Below are 14,580 nucleotides of genomic sequence, written 5' to 3'. Positions count from 1 at the left end.
TAATATGTACTCCTTTAGCAATTTCGCCATACATCTCTTTCAAATAGTAATGAAATTATCTCAATGAATCAATTATAATTGAACACATTTTTTACAAATTATGCATCAACGACATCTAGTCCCATTAATGTAGCGAATTGAATTGCTTGTTCTTTAGATACCTTACACCCAACTAAATCTTCTTTATTGACGACAATTGTTTCAAATTGTGATGTGCTTAAATCACAACCTTTTAATGGCGTTTGATGTATTGTTACGTGGTTCATGTTTGTTTCATCGAATGTAATTTGTTTTAATGTTGATTCATAAAAAGCACCATGTTCAAGTTGACACGTATCAAATAGTAACTTATCCATTTTAGAGTCTATAAAACTAACAAAATTAGCTTTAACTTCACAAAATGAAGTATGACCCAACCTCATTTGTTTTAAATAAGTCCCTGTCATACGACAATTTTTAAATATCACTCTATGTAAACTACCATGTTCCATTTTAACATTAGAAAAATCACAATTTTCAAAAATCACGTCTGTAAAATCTACACGTCCTATATCAGAATTAGTAAAGTTGCAATTTGTGATGCGTGAACCATATATCAATAACCTATCTAAAGTTTGATCAACGAAATTTGAATGATTAATAGCTGCTTGCTCTAAAATATCGTCTTCATCATCAAAAACATCAGTAAGTATTTTATAATCTAAACTAACATTTATTTTGGGCTGTTGCAGTTTCTTTATTGTATCTCCTATTCAATCAATCTATTTCACTATATATTAGCAAATACGTAGGTGCTCTGTACATGACTTAATATATAATTTAATATTTATGTATAAGTATAATGGGCTTGCTAATGACTTAACTATTTTTTAACAAAAAAATTGAGTCTGAAACATCTATTGATGTCTCAGACTCTTTTTCAATTGAATAGTAGACGTAAGGTACCATTTTCAATATAAAACTACATTCATATTTTACATGAACTTGTCGTCACTATGAATAAGTTTTAGCTCAGGTAAACCTCTATCATCCCATCCATAAAAAGTGGGTGTACGTAATCTTTATTGTAAAATTCGTTTGTTATCCCACTCATAATTAAATTCATTCTAAAGTTTTATAGAATAGATAAACCAGAACTTTGGATGTCTTTAGCAAATCCTTGTACAGTGTCTACTGATAATTCACTAATATCACGACCAAGATTATTATTTACTTTTTTAACAACATCTGCTGGACATGTGATAATATCTGCACCGACTTCGTCTGCTTGAATGACATTAATCACTTCACGACAGCTTGCCCATAGTAATTTAACGCCTTCTTTACTATGCGTTACTTCTGCTGCTTCTTTCATCAATGGAATAGGATCTACACCTGTGTCAGCAATACGACCAGCGAAAACTGATACATAAGTTGGTACACCTTCTGTTACAGCATCAGTAATTTCTTTAACTTGGTCTAAAGTATAAACAGCAGTTACATTTAAACGAACGTTTTCTGCTGATAATTTTTTAATTAGAGAAATTGTTGATTCACCTTTAGTGTTTACAACTGGAATTTTAACGAATACATTGTCACCATATTGTTTTAAAATTTCAGCCTCTTTTGCCATAGTTTCTAAATCATCTGCGAATACTTCAAATGAAATAGAAGCATCAGGAATTTCACGTACAGCTTCTTCAGCAAAAGCTTTATAGTCCGTTACACCCGCTTTTGCCATTAAACTAGGGTTAGTTGTGAAACCATCAACCTGTTTGTTTTTATAAGCTGCTTTCATTTCTTCAATATCTGCACCATCTGCAAACACTTCAACATTTAAATTTACCATTACTAATTCCTCCTGACTTAAATAAATAATTCAATTAAGAATTATTTTCTAACGGTTATTAACCATACAGTTTATTTATACCATCAATATTAGAAAAATTCTAATTTTTTGCTTAAAATCTTATCATTCAATACATCTTCATAATCAATTCACATCAGTCAACGATTTAATTTGACGCACTTTTTAAAACTCAAATATCAGAAAATAATATAAAATAGTAAATTTCATTAAATATTCTTATATTTATGGTATCATTGTAAAATGAATTGCACTAGGAGGTAAATATGGCACGTTCAAAACTTTATTTTTATTTATCTAGTTTATTAGTAATTATAAGTCTTTATTTTAATACTAGAAATCCTCTACTAAGCACACATTTTAGTTCAATGATTAAATTAATATTTGTGTGTAGTATCATTAACGCTATTATTTTAATTATTTCAATTATATTTGCAGATAAAGCTATCAAACATTTACATAATGATTCAGATTGGATTAGAATAGCCAGCAAAATCTTGCCATACATTATTTTGGTGGTATTAATCATTCATATCATTGCTTCCCTATCAACGTTTGGTATTATTTTCTAGTTTATAGTAAGGATGAGATGTAGAATGTATTTTAAATTTTACTCAAAAATTTCATCTACCAACTTTAGTAATAGTGAAATATAAAACCATATTATATGTTTTAACACGTAAACATTAATTTTTATCAACTTCTACCAATATGATTGACGAAACTGGGGCATTTTTTAATTATGTTCCAGTTTTTAATTTTAAGGAAGGACATACATTAATATGCAATATTTATTTATTTTTCTAGGTGGTGCTGTCGGTGCATTACTAAGATATTTACTTTCATTTATAAATACATCTTTTGAAATGCCTATTGGCACATTTATTGCAAATTTATGCGGTGCATTTTTGATGGGGTTTCTTGGCACTCTAGCTATCCAATACTTTAATAATAGCCCAATGCTCAAAAAAGGTATCACAACAGGTTTTATAGGATCACTGACTACCTTCTCGACGTTTCAATTTGAACTTGTACAATTTTTTGAAAGCGGCTCTTTTATTTTACTCATTGTATATGCATTAACGAGTTACATCTTTGGTATCTTACTATGCTTCTTGGGTGTTAGATTGGGGGCTAAAATTTCATGATTCAATGTATATTAGTTATGCTAGGCGGCGGCATTGGTGCGGTAATTAGAGGATTCGTCACAAATGTATTTAATCAGAAATTTAATACTTCCCTTCCTATACCTACACTTTTAGTAAATGTAGTAGGCAGTTTTTGTATCGGACTACTTATGGGTATGTGTTTAAATATAAATTGGATTAATCCTTTTATTATCGTAGGCATACTGGGTGGATTAACTACATTTTCAACTTTGTCTTCCGAACTCGTTAAATTATTGACAACACCGAAACAAATCAATTTATTTATACTTTATTCTATTTTACAATATGGCGTTTCATTCGTAGCCTGCTTGTTGGGTTACTATCTTTTTTAAATCTTCTTAGCAACATACTAGATAATCTTCCATCCATAAATAAAACAGTCTGAGACCTTTAATGATGTCTCAGACTGTTTTTGATTATGATGTAAGTATAAAGCAACACACTTTATACTTAAACATCGATTCATGTATTCCAATTAAAGTAGCAGGACTTATACCTAAACTTCAGTCAAAGTAGCCCTCTATACTACAATCCATGTTTAGTGGAGCTAAGTCATCTTTATTAAAAAATCGGTTTCCACCTTATTTTTTATTTCATCGACTTAGTGACCATTGTACCCTATTGGATCTGGTCCAATCCTTTTATCTTCATTCAGGCTATCTAATTTTTCAATTTGAGTTGGTGTTAAATTAAAATCAAAGACATTCAAATTTTCTTCAATTCTAGACGGTGTAACTGATTTTGGTATCACTACTACACCGTGTTCAATATTCCATCTTATAATGACTTGTGCTGGTGATTTTCCAACTTCTTCTGCTACTGATTTAACGGTTGCATCCTCTAAGATTTGTGCATTCATTAATGGTGACCACGATTCCATATGAATATTTTGTACTTCTAAATATCTTCTTAGTGATTCTTGTAATAAGTATGGGTGAAATTCAACTTGATTAATGACTGGTTTTATAGAAACCTGTGCCAATAATGCTTCTAAATGTTCAACATTAAAGTTACTCACACCAATATTTTTCACTTTATTATCTTTATATAAATCTTCCATCCCTTGCCAAGTGTCAATCATTAAAGCTTCATCAGTACCTGGCCAATGCATTAAATACAAATCAAGATAATCTAAGTTAAGTTTTTTTAGACTCGTTTCATATGCAGTTTCAACATTTTTGCGACCATAATCATCTAACCACAATTTTGATGTAATAAACAAATCACTTCTTTTCAGTCCTGTAGAAGCAAGACCTTCCGCAATACCTTCGCCAACTTTATCTTCATTTTCATAAATCATGGCTGTATCGATATGTGTATAACCACTCTCAATCGCATGTTTAACCGACGCTTTACACTCATCGTTATTTTCAACACGGAACGTTCCTAAACCTACTATAGGCATTTCATTGCCATTATAAAAACTAATATTTTCCAAGTTAAAGTCCCCTTTTAGTTAAGTTAATGTTTATATTAATGAATATTATCAAAAATATAAATAATAATGCTTATAAATTTAAAAATATCTATTCAGGATACTTTTAATTAGAACAATTTAAAAAGTCGAAATATTATTATATATGACAAAAAGCTACAGACAAAAGTGAACTAACTTTGTCTGTAGCTTTTTTATATCTCATAATATTCTAATTAAATGATTCGATTTCATCCATTACACGTTGTAAGTCTTCAACATTGTATTGAATGCGACCATGAAAGACAAATTTATTAAAGAATTCGTCTAATTGTTCTGGTCCTACTAAAACTTTTGAATTTGAACTTTGTGCATAATTTGTAATCGTAACATCGCCATCATTTTTAGGGTTGAAGTATAAGATAGTTGTTGGTGTAAATTTTAAATTTAATTCTGTTTGGATATCACCAGCAAGTCTTTCAATTTCATTTAAATGCGTCGTGTAATTAACAAATGATAAAGCATCTTTATCTTCATTTTGATCTAAGACAAGTGTTTGTGGAACTTGACCATCAAGATCTAATGTATTAAATACTTGTTCCATCATCGGCTGTTCTTTAAATTGTGCAGCACTTACGCCATTATACACATGACCTTTAAGCAATTGTGAATCAATGATATATAAACCTGTACGTGTTAGGACTAAGTGACTGATACGTTGCACATCACTAAACTCATTCCTTGGTAAAAAGATATTTGCCATAATATGCATATCTTCTGGACGAATTCTTTTCTCATTTACAAGTCGTTCGCGAATACCTATTAATCTCATATCAGTTACATATTCACTTTGATTTTTAGAGAATAATTTTAATGCATCAATTTCTCTATCTTTAGAATTAACCGCAGCCGTATATTCTTCTTTTTGTTTTGTTACCGTTTTTTTATTTTCAATTCTTTCTTTTTCTAGCTCTTCTTCATGCTCATCGCTCAGTTGTTGCTCTCTTGATTTATATTGCGCTTCAACTTTTTCTTGCGCTTTTTTCTTACTTTTTAAAGCAACAATAAATAAAATCAAACAAATGACTGCTACGACAATTGCCACGATTAAACCAATCTCTATTGGTCCAAATGAATTCATAACAAAAACGCTCCTTTATGTGTTCAGTAACTTAATTATAATAGATATGCGCATCGTATTCGATAGTAAAGTTTAAAATTTAAACATTTTGTCTCAGTTTAAGCTTTGACACTATCTTTTAATAAGTTAACTTTATCTAATTTTTCCCATGGTAATAGCACATCAGTACGTCCAAAATGACCATATGCAGCTGTTTGTTTATAAATTGGATGTTTTAAATCAAGCATTTTAATAATTCCGGCAGGTCTTAAATCAAAATGTTTTCTTACAGCTTCTACTAATTCATATTCACTGACTTTACCAGTACCAAATGTATCTATTGAAATTGAAACCGGTTCAGCAACACCAATCGCATACGCTAATTGTACTTCACATTTTTCAGCCAATTGAGCTGCAACAATATTTTTAGCTACATAACGTGCAGCATATGCAGCTGAGCGGTCAACTTTAGTTGGATCCTTACCACTGAAGCATCCACCACCATGACGTGCATATCCACCATATGTGTCCACGATGATTTTTCGACCTGTTAGTCCTGCATCTCCTTGAGGACCGCCGATTACAAATCTACCAGTTGGGTTAATATAAAATTTCGTCTGTTCATCTAATAATGACTCTGGCACTGTTGGATAAATAACGTGTGTTTTAATATCATCTTTAATTTGATCCAATTCAATATCTTCAGCATGTTGCGTAGATAAAACAATAGTATCTATTCGAACTGGTTTATCTTGTTCATCATATTCAACTGTCACTTGAACCTTTCCATCAGGACGCAAGTATTTTAAAATTTCATCTTTACGTACGTCAGATAAGCGTTTAGCTAACTGATGTGATAAGAAAATGGGTAACGGCATATACGTATCTGTTTCATTAGTTGCATAACCAAACATCAAGCCTTGATCTCCTGCACCCGTAGCTTCAATTTCCGCTTCAGAAGCTTCGTCGCGATATTCTAAAGCTGTATCTACACCTTGTGCGATGTCAGAAGATTGTTCGTCAATTGCTGTTAATACAGCCATCGTTTGGCTGTCATAACCGAATTTCGCACGTGTGTAACCTATTTCTTTAATTGTTTCTCTAACTACTTTTGGTATATCAACATAAGTTGTTGTTGAAATTTCTCCTGAAATTAAAGCCATACCTGTGGTTACAGTCGTTTCACAAGCCACACGTGCATTTGGGTCATCTTTTAAAATTTCATCTAAAATCGCATCCGATACTTGGTCAGCAATCTTGTCCGGATGCCCTTCTGTTACAGATTCTGAAGTAAACAATCTTTTATTATATGTCATAATTTGCTCCTTTAGTTTTAAATTACGAAAATTCTCTCTCTGTTGAGCTCATTAAAAAAGGCCTTCTACACTATAGTAAATAGAGAGAAGGCCCTTTATACGTCCATTCGCTCTTATCGTTCAGACGCTATTTGTCTGCAAACGGTTTGGCACCTTTCTTCAATTAAGAAGAGGTTGCTGGGCTTCATTGGGTCCATGTCCCTCCGCCACTCAGGATAAGAGAATCCGTTAATCTATATAGTACCTAATCTAACATATAATGTCAATTTTACATTTATTAATATTTATTTAAAATTCCTTTGAAATTGGTGTGGACTATTAATCTATATATGTTATACTCTGTAATTGTAAAGGCTTACATCAACTAAATAGCGTGGAGGGATCAAGTATGGCGGTAGATACATACACTTATACAAGCAAAATTGAAAGCATTTTAGACAAGCAATCTTCATTATTTCAATTATCTACAACTCAGTTGTATAATAAAATTTTAGAAAATAATGAAGGCGAACTAACGGAATTAGGCGCCATCAATGCAAAAACTGGTAAATATACTGGTCGTTCACCAAAAGATAAGTTTATTGTCACTGAGCCATCTTATAGAGATGACATCGATTGGGGCAACATAAACCAACCTATCGAAGAAGAAAAATTTCTAAATTTATATGATAAAGTATTAAACTATCTTGATAAGAAAGATGAGCTTTATGTTTTTAACGGTTATGCAGGTAGCGATGAAGATTCACAGTTAAAACTCACTGTTGTTAATGAATTGGCTTGGCATAATTTGTTCGCTCAAAACATGTTCATCCGTCCAAGTACAAATGAAGAAGCTCAAGAAGTCAAACCAAACTTCACTATTATTTCTGCACCTCACTTCAAAGCAGACCCATCCATAGATGGTACAAATTCAGAAACCTTCATTATCACATCATTTAAACATAAAGTAATCCTAATAGGTGGAACTGAATATGCTGGTGAAATGAAAAAAGGAATCTTCTCCGTAATGAACTACTTACTACCTAAAGATGACATTATGAGTATGCATTGTTCAGCAAATGTTGGCGAAAAAGGCGACGTAGCTCTATTCTTTGGTTTATCAGGTACTGGAAAGACAACACTTTCTGCTGACCCTACACGTAAACTCATCGGTGATGATGAGCATGGATGGAATAATAACGGTATCTTCAACATCGAAGGTGGCTGTTACGCAAAAGCAATTAATCTATCACAGAAAAAAGAACCACAAATTTATGATGCTATTAAATACGGAACAATTCTAGAAAACGTTGTTGTTGATGAAGAAGGCGATGTTGATTTTGACGACAATCAATACACGGAAAATACTAGAGCTGCATACCCTATTCACCACATTGATAATATTGTGACACCATCTAAAGCAGCGCATCCTAATACAATTATTTTCTTAACTGCAGATGCATTTGGTGTATTACCACCTATTTCAAAATTAACCAAAGACCAAGCGATGTATCATTTTTTAAGTGGTTTCACTGCTAAATTAGCTGGAACAGAACGAGGCGTTACTGAGCCTGAACCATCATTCTCTACTTGTTTTGGTTCCCCATTCTTACCATTAAACGCTAAAGTTTATGCTGATTTATTAGGTAACTTAATAGATAAACATGGCGTTGATGTTTACTTAGTTAACACGGGTTGGACTGGCGGAAAGTATGGCGTTGGACGTCGTATTAGCCTAAATTATACAAGACAAATGGTTAATCAAGCCATTACAGGTAAATTGAGAGATGCAGAATATGTGAAAGATGATATGTTCGGATTAGATATTCCTGTTGAAGTAGAAGATGTACCTCAAACATTGCTCAATCCTATCAATGCTTGGAGTAAGCCAGAAGCATACAGAACACAAGCTCAAGATTTAATTAATCGTTTTAAATCTAATTTTGAAAAATTTGGAGAAGATGTTGACGAATTAGCCGTCAATGGCGGATTTGAATAATTTAAAATATTAGAAAAGTAGCCATGTAGTCTTCTATTACAATAGAAAACTACATGGCTACTTTTTATTTGTAAATACTTTATATCTATAACATCTTATCTATCATATTGGTTTTTAAGCTTGTTCTGTTCAACATCATCCATCCACTGTTTAATTGCCAGTAGCGTATCTTTGAGCGCAAATGGTCTTGGTACGTGTCCCTCCGACATTTGGTAATAAGTACGAAATGTCGCACCAATCTTTTCAAGTTGTTCCACTAAATAGTAAGCATTATGAATACCTACTTGTTTATCCTTACCCCCATGAACTATAAATATGGGCGGGCTTGTGTTTTTAATTTGAGCGATAGCATCACGTTGTTTATAAGCTTCTATATTCTTTTTAGGATCTCCAATCATACGTTTAAGCATTCCCCTTAAATCAACGCGTTCTTCATACATCAGATTTATGTCTGAGACACCGCCCCAAATAATATAACTCGTCACCGGTAAATCTTGAAATGTTAATAAACCTTGAAGTCCACCTCTAGAAAAACCAATCATGTGAATGGGAATACCAGGGTACTTTTGATTTAACAAACGTATCGCAACTGTAACGTCATGCAGATCCGAACCATAAAACTCATCTTTGCCTTCGCTACCATTATTACCTCTATAATAAGGTCCAAAGACCAATGTATGTTCATCCGCAAATTGCATCAATCTTCCCGTTCTCACCTTACCTACTTGCCCTTTACCACCTCGTAAATATAAAACAATTCTCTGCACTTTTGCATGAGGTGTCATCAGCAGCCCCTTAACATTTAAATGATCTACTCTATAGATTACTTCATCAAATATATGGCTATTTGATTCAACCGGCATTCTCTTTTTATGAATAAAATCCAAGTTCAATCACTCTCTCTAAACATTGTAATATTGCTGGATCTTTCAATAAGTAACTTTTTTTATCTTCTGGAATCTCAGATAATGATTTATACAATAGTGGTCCATCCGTTTCAAAATAATCTGGTTGCTCAGTGATAGCTTCTATCTCCACCATAAAGACATCTTTAGTAAAGGACATTCCAATTTGACGATCAACCTTATATTGCGCTATGTATTCACAGTATTTAATCGTTGCGCCAGTTTCTTCAAAGACTTCTCGTGCTGCAGCAGTTTCACTCGCCTCACCTTTTTCTCTTTTACCACCCGGAAATTCAATACCACGTATTTTATGTTTTGTGAATAACAAGCTACCCTTATATTTAGGGATTATAAGTACATGATTACCGTTGGCATAATCTGCTTTCTTTTTAAATGTTAGGTACACATCGTCATTTTCTTTGTCTTTAAACTTCACATACATCACTCTTCCCCTTATTATGTTAAACTAGCTATGCTAAGATTTTTGTTGGAGGCAAAATTATGAAAACTATATTTCTAGGACTTATCCATATATATCAACGCTTTATATCACCATTAACCCCTGCAACTTGTCGTTTTTATCCAACCTGTTCTGAATATACTAGAGAAGCCATAGTAGTGTATGGTCCCTTCAAAGGCACATGGTTAGGTATTAAAAGAATTTCAAAATGTCACCCGCTTCATAAAGGTGGCTTTGATCCCGTACCGCTAAAGAAAACAAAGCATAAAAAAGATAAAAACATTAACAAATAAAATTCAATATCTTATGATTTACCACTGGAGGCTCAAAATAAATTGAGCCTCCTTTTAATATACCTGCCTGATTAATCATATCTACCTCGTAGTAATAACCTTCTGGTGTAATATCACTAGGATAATCAGCATATTGTGCTAACATCGCTGTAAAATACCTACTTAGGCCATATTCATACATACCACCTATCACGATTTTCACATCTAGAGTATTGAGCATTTTTATCAAATCCATCACTTTATCTATGCCACCCAATCTAAATGGTTTTAACACAACGACATCAATGCCAAAATCATTAATAGCTTGTGAAATAAGTGATTTAGATGTCGCTTTCTCGTCAATCGCAACGGGTGGTAGTTCATTTTTTTCAAAATGTGTTAAATGTTGTAGTGACTTAAAAGGTTCCTCAATATATAATATTTGCGCTTCACTTAGTGTTTTTAATTTATCATAATCTACTTTGCTTAATGATTCATTCGCATCGATGGCTATATCAGGTCGAAAAGCTAATTGTGACACCTTTTCCACATCATCTAAGATATCAGCATTCCATTTAAGCTTTACGCGTTGCGGTTGCGTTTGAACAAGTTGTTGAAAATTTCTTGAAGTCATGCCATTAACTGTCGCGCCATAAGGCACATTCAATGATTCTAAAACATGAAACATTTGATAACAAGCCATCACCAACATGCTACGTGTTGCAGGATAATTAGATAATTGCGTTAATGCATCTTGAATTTCTAAAAAAGAATGAAACGTTTTACCCTGAACCTGTTGAAACCATAGTTTTGAAAAATGTTTTACATCCTCTATTGTTTCATTTGCATACCAATTCGTTTCAAACGCATTGCTTTCACCAAAATATGATTTACCTTTATCTGTTATTAATTCAACGAAAAGCGCTTTGCGCGTATTCATTTTTACTTTAGGGGTAATGACAGGTGTTTTAAATTTTGCATTATAATCATACAAATGCATGTTAACTATTTTCATATGTACTCCTTAGTTAAGATTATAAACGCGTTCTTTGAAGTTTACCAGTTGACGTGTAAGGTAAACGAGATACTCGTTGAAATTGTTTAGGTACTTTATATTTTGCAAGTTTTTCTTTAAAAAACACAGTTAATTGTTCTTCTGCGATATCTTTATTTGCAACATAATACAGATAAGGTACTGAACCCCAAGTATCGTCCTCAACACCGATACACATAGCATCTTCGATATTAGGGAATTGTTTGGCTACAGATTCTATTTCAAATGGGTATATGTTTTCACCACCGCTAATAATTAAATCTTTTCTACGATCGTATATCATGACGTAGCCTTCCTCATCTATTTCCGCTATATCACCAGTTTTAAAATAACCGTCTTCGAATGTATCCATTTTTACTTTAGGAAAAAGATAACCATCCATTACATTTTTACCTTTAATCAATAGTTCTCCATGTCCATCTATATTAGGTGATTTAATTTTAACTTCAACATCATTACTCGGTTTGCCAACAGTATCAAATCGATGTTCAAGCATTTCAGGTGTCGCCGTTAAAAATTGCGAGCATGTCTCTGTCATGCCAAACGAATTATATATTGGTAAATCATAGCTTAAAGCTTGTTGAATTAAGTTACGAGAAAGCTTAGCCCCACCTAACAGTATTTTCTCAATATAGAATGGACGGTGTAATCCAGCATCCATTAACCATTTTAATGTTTGTGGCACTAGCGATACATGCGTTGGCGCTTCATTTTTTATGATATTTAACATTTGCTCCGTATTAAATTTTGATTCTAACCGTAATGTGAAGCCTTCAATTAATGAACGTAATACGACACTTAATCCTGAAATATGATATATCGGTAACACAGATAACCATTTTGTTTTCTCATTAAAGCCCAAGCTTTCTCGACATCCAAGAGCACTCGCCAAATGATTATTGAATGTTTGCGGCACTGCTTTTTGTGGCCCTGTAGTACCGGATGTAAACATAATAGATGCTATACGCGTTAATGAAAATATCTCTTCAAAATACTTATCATTATTAACTGAAATAAGCTCATTAAAAGGCACAACTTGAATATGTTCTAATTCAAGATCATGCATGGAAATTACTGTATCAACATTTATTGAATCCATCTGTGCTATCATCTCATTTCGAGTTAACCGAGTATTTATCATAGCTGCTTCAATCCCTGCCAGCCAAGCAGCATTAATAAGCAAAACAGATTCAATAGTATTATCAATATAAAAGCCTATTCTCTTTTTATTTAACTGATGTAAAGTACAAGCAAGTTTTGAAGCTCTGTCGTACATTGTCGCAAACGTGACTTGCGTTTCACCATCATCAATAAATATATGTTCACCCTTTTGTTGCGCCTGTTGTTTTAACCAAAAATCCACTTCATCATTCCTCCATCTCATACTCATTATAACGTGTTTAGTCTTATTTAACAGTGTCTGCACATCAACAACAAATAATCTATTAAACTCAAATGTTATAATTAAAGGTAAACACGTTAACATTACCCCGATGACCACAAAATAAAAAAGCATCCATAAATTGCCTGGATGCCTTTAATTCTAAGACTTACTATATAAGGTGTTGATTACCCATAGAAATGGATAGTCTATTCCACATATTAATTTGATTAATAATTAATACTAAATCTGTATATTCTTCTTCAGAGAATAATGTACGTACCTCATCATACAGTTTATCTGGCACACCATTTTTAGAGATATGTGTAATTGCTTCTGCTAATTTAAATGCTAACTTTGCTTTTTCAGAAAAAACATTCGTATCATCCCAAGCATTTAATAAATATATTTCTTCTTCTGAAACCTTCATTTTTCTAGCATCTGCAGTATGCATGCCAATACAAAATGCACAACCATTGATTTGTGAGACGCGTATTTTAATCAATTCACGTAGTTTTCTATCTATCGATGTTTTTTCAATTGTTTCTCTAAATCCATAATTAAACCAAGTTCTTCTTTTGCGATTTCATAATAGTCTATTCGATTATCCATGAATGAACCTACATATCTTTTTAAACGAAGTGATTTATCTTTAAATTAATTAAAAATAAAAAATAATACTTGCAATCGTTGATATTTTACCACTATTAAAGCGTTGACAAACTTATTTTGGATATCTGCTATAAATATACAAGATTTGTAAATCAGACCCTAATTTTATTTTCGTTCAACTCATTATTTAAACTAATAAAAAACCTCGTTATTCAACACTTTAATAAATGTAGAATAACGAGGCATCTATTATTAGCGGAGAGTGAGGGATTCGAACCCTCGAGACGCTTGTGGCGCCTACACACTTTCCAGGCGTGCTCCTTCGGCCAACTCGGACAACTCTCCATATAAAAAAACAGAAGCGATAATTCACTTCTGTTTGTATGACCCCGACGGGACTCGAACCCGTGTTACCGCCGTGAAAGGGCGGTGTCTTAACCGCTTGACCACGGGGCCATGGCTCCACAGGTAGGACTCGAACCTACGACCGATCGGTTAACAGCCGATAGCTCTACCACTGAGCTACTGTGGAATAATTAAAATGGAGCGGGTGATGGGAATCGAACCCACAACATCAGCTTGGAAGGCTGAGGTTTTGCCATTAAACTACACCCGCACTTTAACGATTATGGGGCGGATGATGGGAATCGAACCCACGAGTGTCGGAACCACAATCCGATGCGTTAACCACTTCGCCACAACCGCCAAAGTATAAACTTTAAAAGAATGGTTCAGGACAGAGTCGAACTGCCGACACATGGAGCTTCAATCCATTGCTCTACCAACTGAGCTACTGAACCATAATAAAAATGGCGGTCCCGATGGGATTCGAACCCACGATCTCCTGCGTGACAGGCAGGCGTGTTAACCGCTACACTACGGGACCTATTTAAAAAGTTGCGGGAGGCGGATTTGAACCACCGACCTTCGGGTTATGAGCCCGACGAGCTACCGAACTGCTCCATCCCGCGTTAATAATATTTATGACGCCTACCCAATTAATATATCATAAACATTTACTTAATGTCAACGTTTTTTAAAATTAATTAACAT

The 14,580-nt window shown here is 33.4% G+C and carries 14 protein-coding genes, 8 tRNA genes, 2 pseudogenes and 1 riboswitch; of the genes and pseudogenes, 5 read left to right on the top strand and 19 right to left on the bottom strand.

What is annotated here, in order from left to right; all coding sequences use genetic code 11:
* Positions 1–98: 98 nt before the first annotated feature.
* The 3 genes and pseudogenes from ACP7BT_RS00425 to ACP7BT_RS00415 form a co-directional block, all read right to left on the bottom strand.
* Entirely contained in the window at positions 99–356 is a 258-nt protein-coding gene (locus ACP7BT_RS00425) for a pentapeptide repeat-containing protein (RefSeq protein WP_002482914.1), read from the bottom strand.
* A gap of 108 nt (positions 357–464) precedes the next feature.
* Positions 465–599: pseudogene (locus tag ACP7BT_RS00420) on the bottom strand (pentapeptide repeat-containing protein); the annotation flags it as partial.
* Positions 600–1,114: 515 nt separating this feature from the next.
* The gene (locus ACP7BT_RS00415) at positions 1,115–1,828 is read right to left on the bottom strand and encodes a transaldolase (RefSeq protein ID WP_002482913.1); all 714 of its coding nucleotides are present in this window, start codon (positions 1,826–1,828) and stop codon (positions 1,115–1,117) included.
* A 284-nt stretch (positions 1,829–2,112) separates the two neighbouring features.
* Between ACP7BT_RS00415 and ACP7BT_RS00410 the strand changes: the two genes are divergently transcribed.
* The 3 genes from ACP7BT_RS00410 (at position 2,113) to ACP7BT_RS00400 (ending at position 3,347) form a co-directional block, all read left to right on the top strand.
* The gene (locus ACP7BT_RS00410) at positions 2,113–2,418 is read left to right on the top strand and encodes a hypothetical protein (protein ID WP_011302835.1); all 306 of its coding nucleotides are present in this window, start codon (positions 2,113–2,115) and stop codon (positions 2,416–2,418) included.
* Positions 2,419–2,628: 210 nt separating this feature from the next.
* The gene (crcB, locus tag ACP7BT_RS00405; RefSeq protein WP_011302834.1) at positions 2,629–2,994 is read left to right on the top strand and encodes a fluoride efflux transporter CrcB; all 366 of its coding nucleotides are present in this window, start codon (positions 2,629–2,631) and stop codon (positions 2,992–2,994) included.
* Positions 2,991–3,347 (top strand): fluoride efflux transporter FluC, encoded by a 357-nt coding sequence (locus tag ACP7BT_RS00400; RefSeq protein WP_037538161.1) that lies wholly within the window; start codon positions 2,991–2,993, stop codon positions 3,345–3,347. Before crcB ends, ACP7BT_RS00400 begins: the two co-directional genes overlap by 4 nt.
* Positions 3,348–3,616: 269 nt before the next feature.
* Here the strand turns inward: ACP7BT_RS00400 and ACP7BT_RS00395 are convergent, their stop codons facing one another.
* The 3 genes from ACP7BT_RS00395 to metK all read right to left on the bottom strand — a co-directional run bounded on the left by ACP7BT_RS00395 (position 3,617) and on the right by metK (position 6,865).
* Entirely contained in the window at positions 3,617–4,453 is an 837-nt protein-coding gene (locus tag ACP7BT_RS00395; RefSeq protein ID WP_002482912.1) for an aldo/keto reductase, read from the bottom strand.
* Between the two features lie 208 nt (positions 4,454–4,661).
* The gene (locus ACP7BT_RS00390; protein WP_002482911.1) at positions 4,662–5,570 is read right to left on the bottom strand and encodes a nuclease-related domain-containing protein; all 909 of its coding nucleotides are present in this window, start codon (positions 5,568–5,570) and stop codon (positions 4,662–4,664) included.
* A 98-nt stretch (positions 5,571–5,668) separates the two neighbouring features.
* A complete protein-coding gene (gene metK, locus ACP7BT_RS00385) occupies positions 5,669–6,865 on the bottom strand; it encodes a methionine adenosyltransferase (protein WP_002482910.1) in 1,197 nt (398 codons plus the stop codon).
* Between the two features lie 110 nt (positions 6,866–6,975).
* Positions 6,976–7,087: riboswitch (SAM riboswitch) on the bottom strand.
* Between the two features lie 166 nt (positions 7,088–7,253).
* On the opposite strand from metK, the gene pckA reads away from it, so the two are divergent.
* Entirely contained in the window at positions 7,254–8,843 is a 1,590-nt protein-coding gene (gene pckA, locus ACP7BT_RS00380) for a phosphoenolpyruvate carboxykinase (ATP) (protein WP_041080048.1), read from the top strand.
* 95 nt (positions 8,844–8,938) lie between these two features.
* Here pckA and ACP7BT_RS00375 read toward each other — a convergent pair whose 3' ends face one another.
* Positions 8,939–9,730, bottom strand: a complete 792-nt coding sequence (locus tag ACP7BT_RS00375) for an alpha/beta hydrolase family protein (RefSeq protein ID WP_174543878.1) — start codon at positions 9,728–9,730, stop codon at positions 8,939–8,941.
* Entirely contained in the window at positions 9,714–10,190 is a 477-nt protein-coding gene (gene ytkD / locus ACP7BT_RS00370) for an RNA deprotection pyrophosphohydrolase (protein ID WP_041080050.1), read from the bottom strand. The genes ACP7BT_RS00375 and ytkD overlap by 17 nt, the downstream gene beginning before the upstream one ends.
* A 59-nt stretch (positions 10,191–10,249) precedes the next feature.
* Between ytkD and yidD the strand changes: the two genes are divergently transcribed.
* The gene (yidD, locus tag ACP7BT_RS00365) at positions 10,250–10,501 is read left to right on the top strand and encodes a membrane protein insertion efficiency factor YidD (RefSeq protein ID WP_011302826.1); all 252 of its coding nucleotides are present in this window, start codon (positions 10,250–10,252) and stop codon (positions 10,499–10,501) included.
* Here yidD and menC read toward each other — a convergent pair.
* The 11 genes and pseudogenes from menC to ACP7BT_RS00310 form a co-directional block, all read right to left on the bottom strand.
* Entirely contained in the window at positions 10,491–11,495 is a 1,005-nt protein-coding gene (gene menC / locus ACP7BT_RS00360; RefSeq protein WP_041080052.1) for an o-succinylbenzoate synthase, read from the bottom strand. The two genes, yidD and menC, sit on opposite strands and share 11 nt — an antisense overlap.
* 19 nt (positions 11,496–11,514) lie before the next feature.
* Entirely contained in the window at positions 11,515–12,897 is a 1,383-nt protein-coding gene (gene menE / locus ACP7BT_RS00355; protein WP_037538157.1) for an o-succinylbenzoate--CoA ligase, read from the bottom strand.
* A gap of 190 nt (positions 12,898–13,087) precedes the next feature.
* Positions 13,088–13,527: pseudogene (locus ACP7BT_RS00350) on the bottom strand (carboxymuconolactone decarboxylase family protein).
* Positions 13,528–13,783: 256 nt separating this feature from the next.
* Positions 13,784–13,872 (bottom strand) — tRNA-Ser (locus ACP7BT_RS00345).
* Positions 13,873–13,911: 39 nt separating this feature from the next.
* Positions 13,912–13,983: transfer RNA gene (locus ACP7BT_RS00340), tRNA-Glu, on the bottom strand.
* Between the two features lies 1 nt (position 13,984).
* Positions 13,985–14,059: transfer RNA gene (locus ACP7BT_RS00335), tRNA-Asn, on the bottom strand.
* Between the two features lie 10 nt (positions 14,060–14,069).
* A tRNA-Gly gene (locus ACP7BT_RS00330) sits at positions 14,070–14,143 on the bottom strand.
* Between the two features lie 13 nt (positions 14,144–14,156).
* Positions 14,157–14,232 (bottom strand) — tRNA-His (locus ACP7BT_RS00325).
* Between the two features lie 22 nt (positions 14,233–14,254).
* Positions 14,255–14,327 (bottom strand) — tRNA-Phe (locus ACP7BT_RS00320).
* Positions 14,328–14,337: 10 nt separating this feature from the next.
* A tRNA-Asp gene (locus ACP7BT_RS00315) sits at positions 14,338–14,413 on the bottom strand.
* A gap of 11 nt (positions 14,414–14,424) precedes the next feature.
* Positions 14,425–14,498 (bottom strand) — tRNA-Met (locus ACP7BT_RS00310).
* Between the last annotated feature and the right edge of the window lie 82 nt (positions 14,499–14,580).

The sequence above is a fragment of the Staphylococcus sp. Y174-1 genome (assembly GCF_049897865.1).
In the GTDB taxonomy this organism is placed as follows: Bacteria; Bacillota; Bacilli; order Staphylococcales; family Staphylococcaceae; genus Staphylococcus; species Staphylococcus saprophyticus.
The sequence above is the reverse complement of the archived record's forward strand: the minus strand, read 5'-3'. Positions and strand labels throughout refer to the sequence as shown.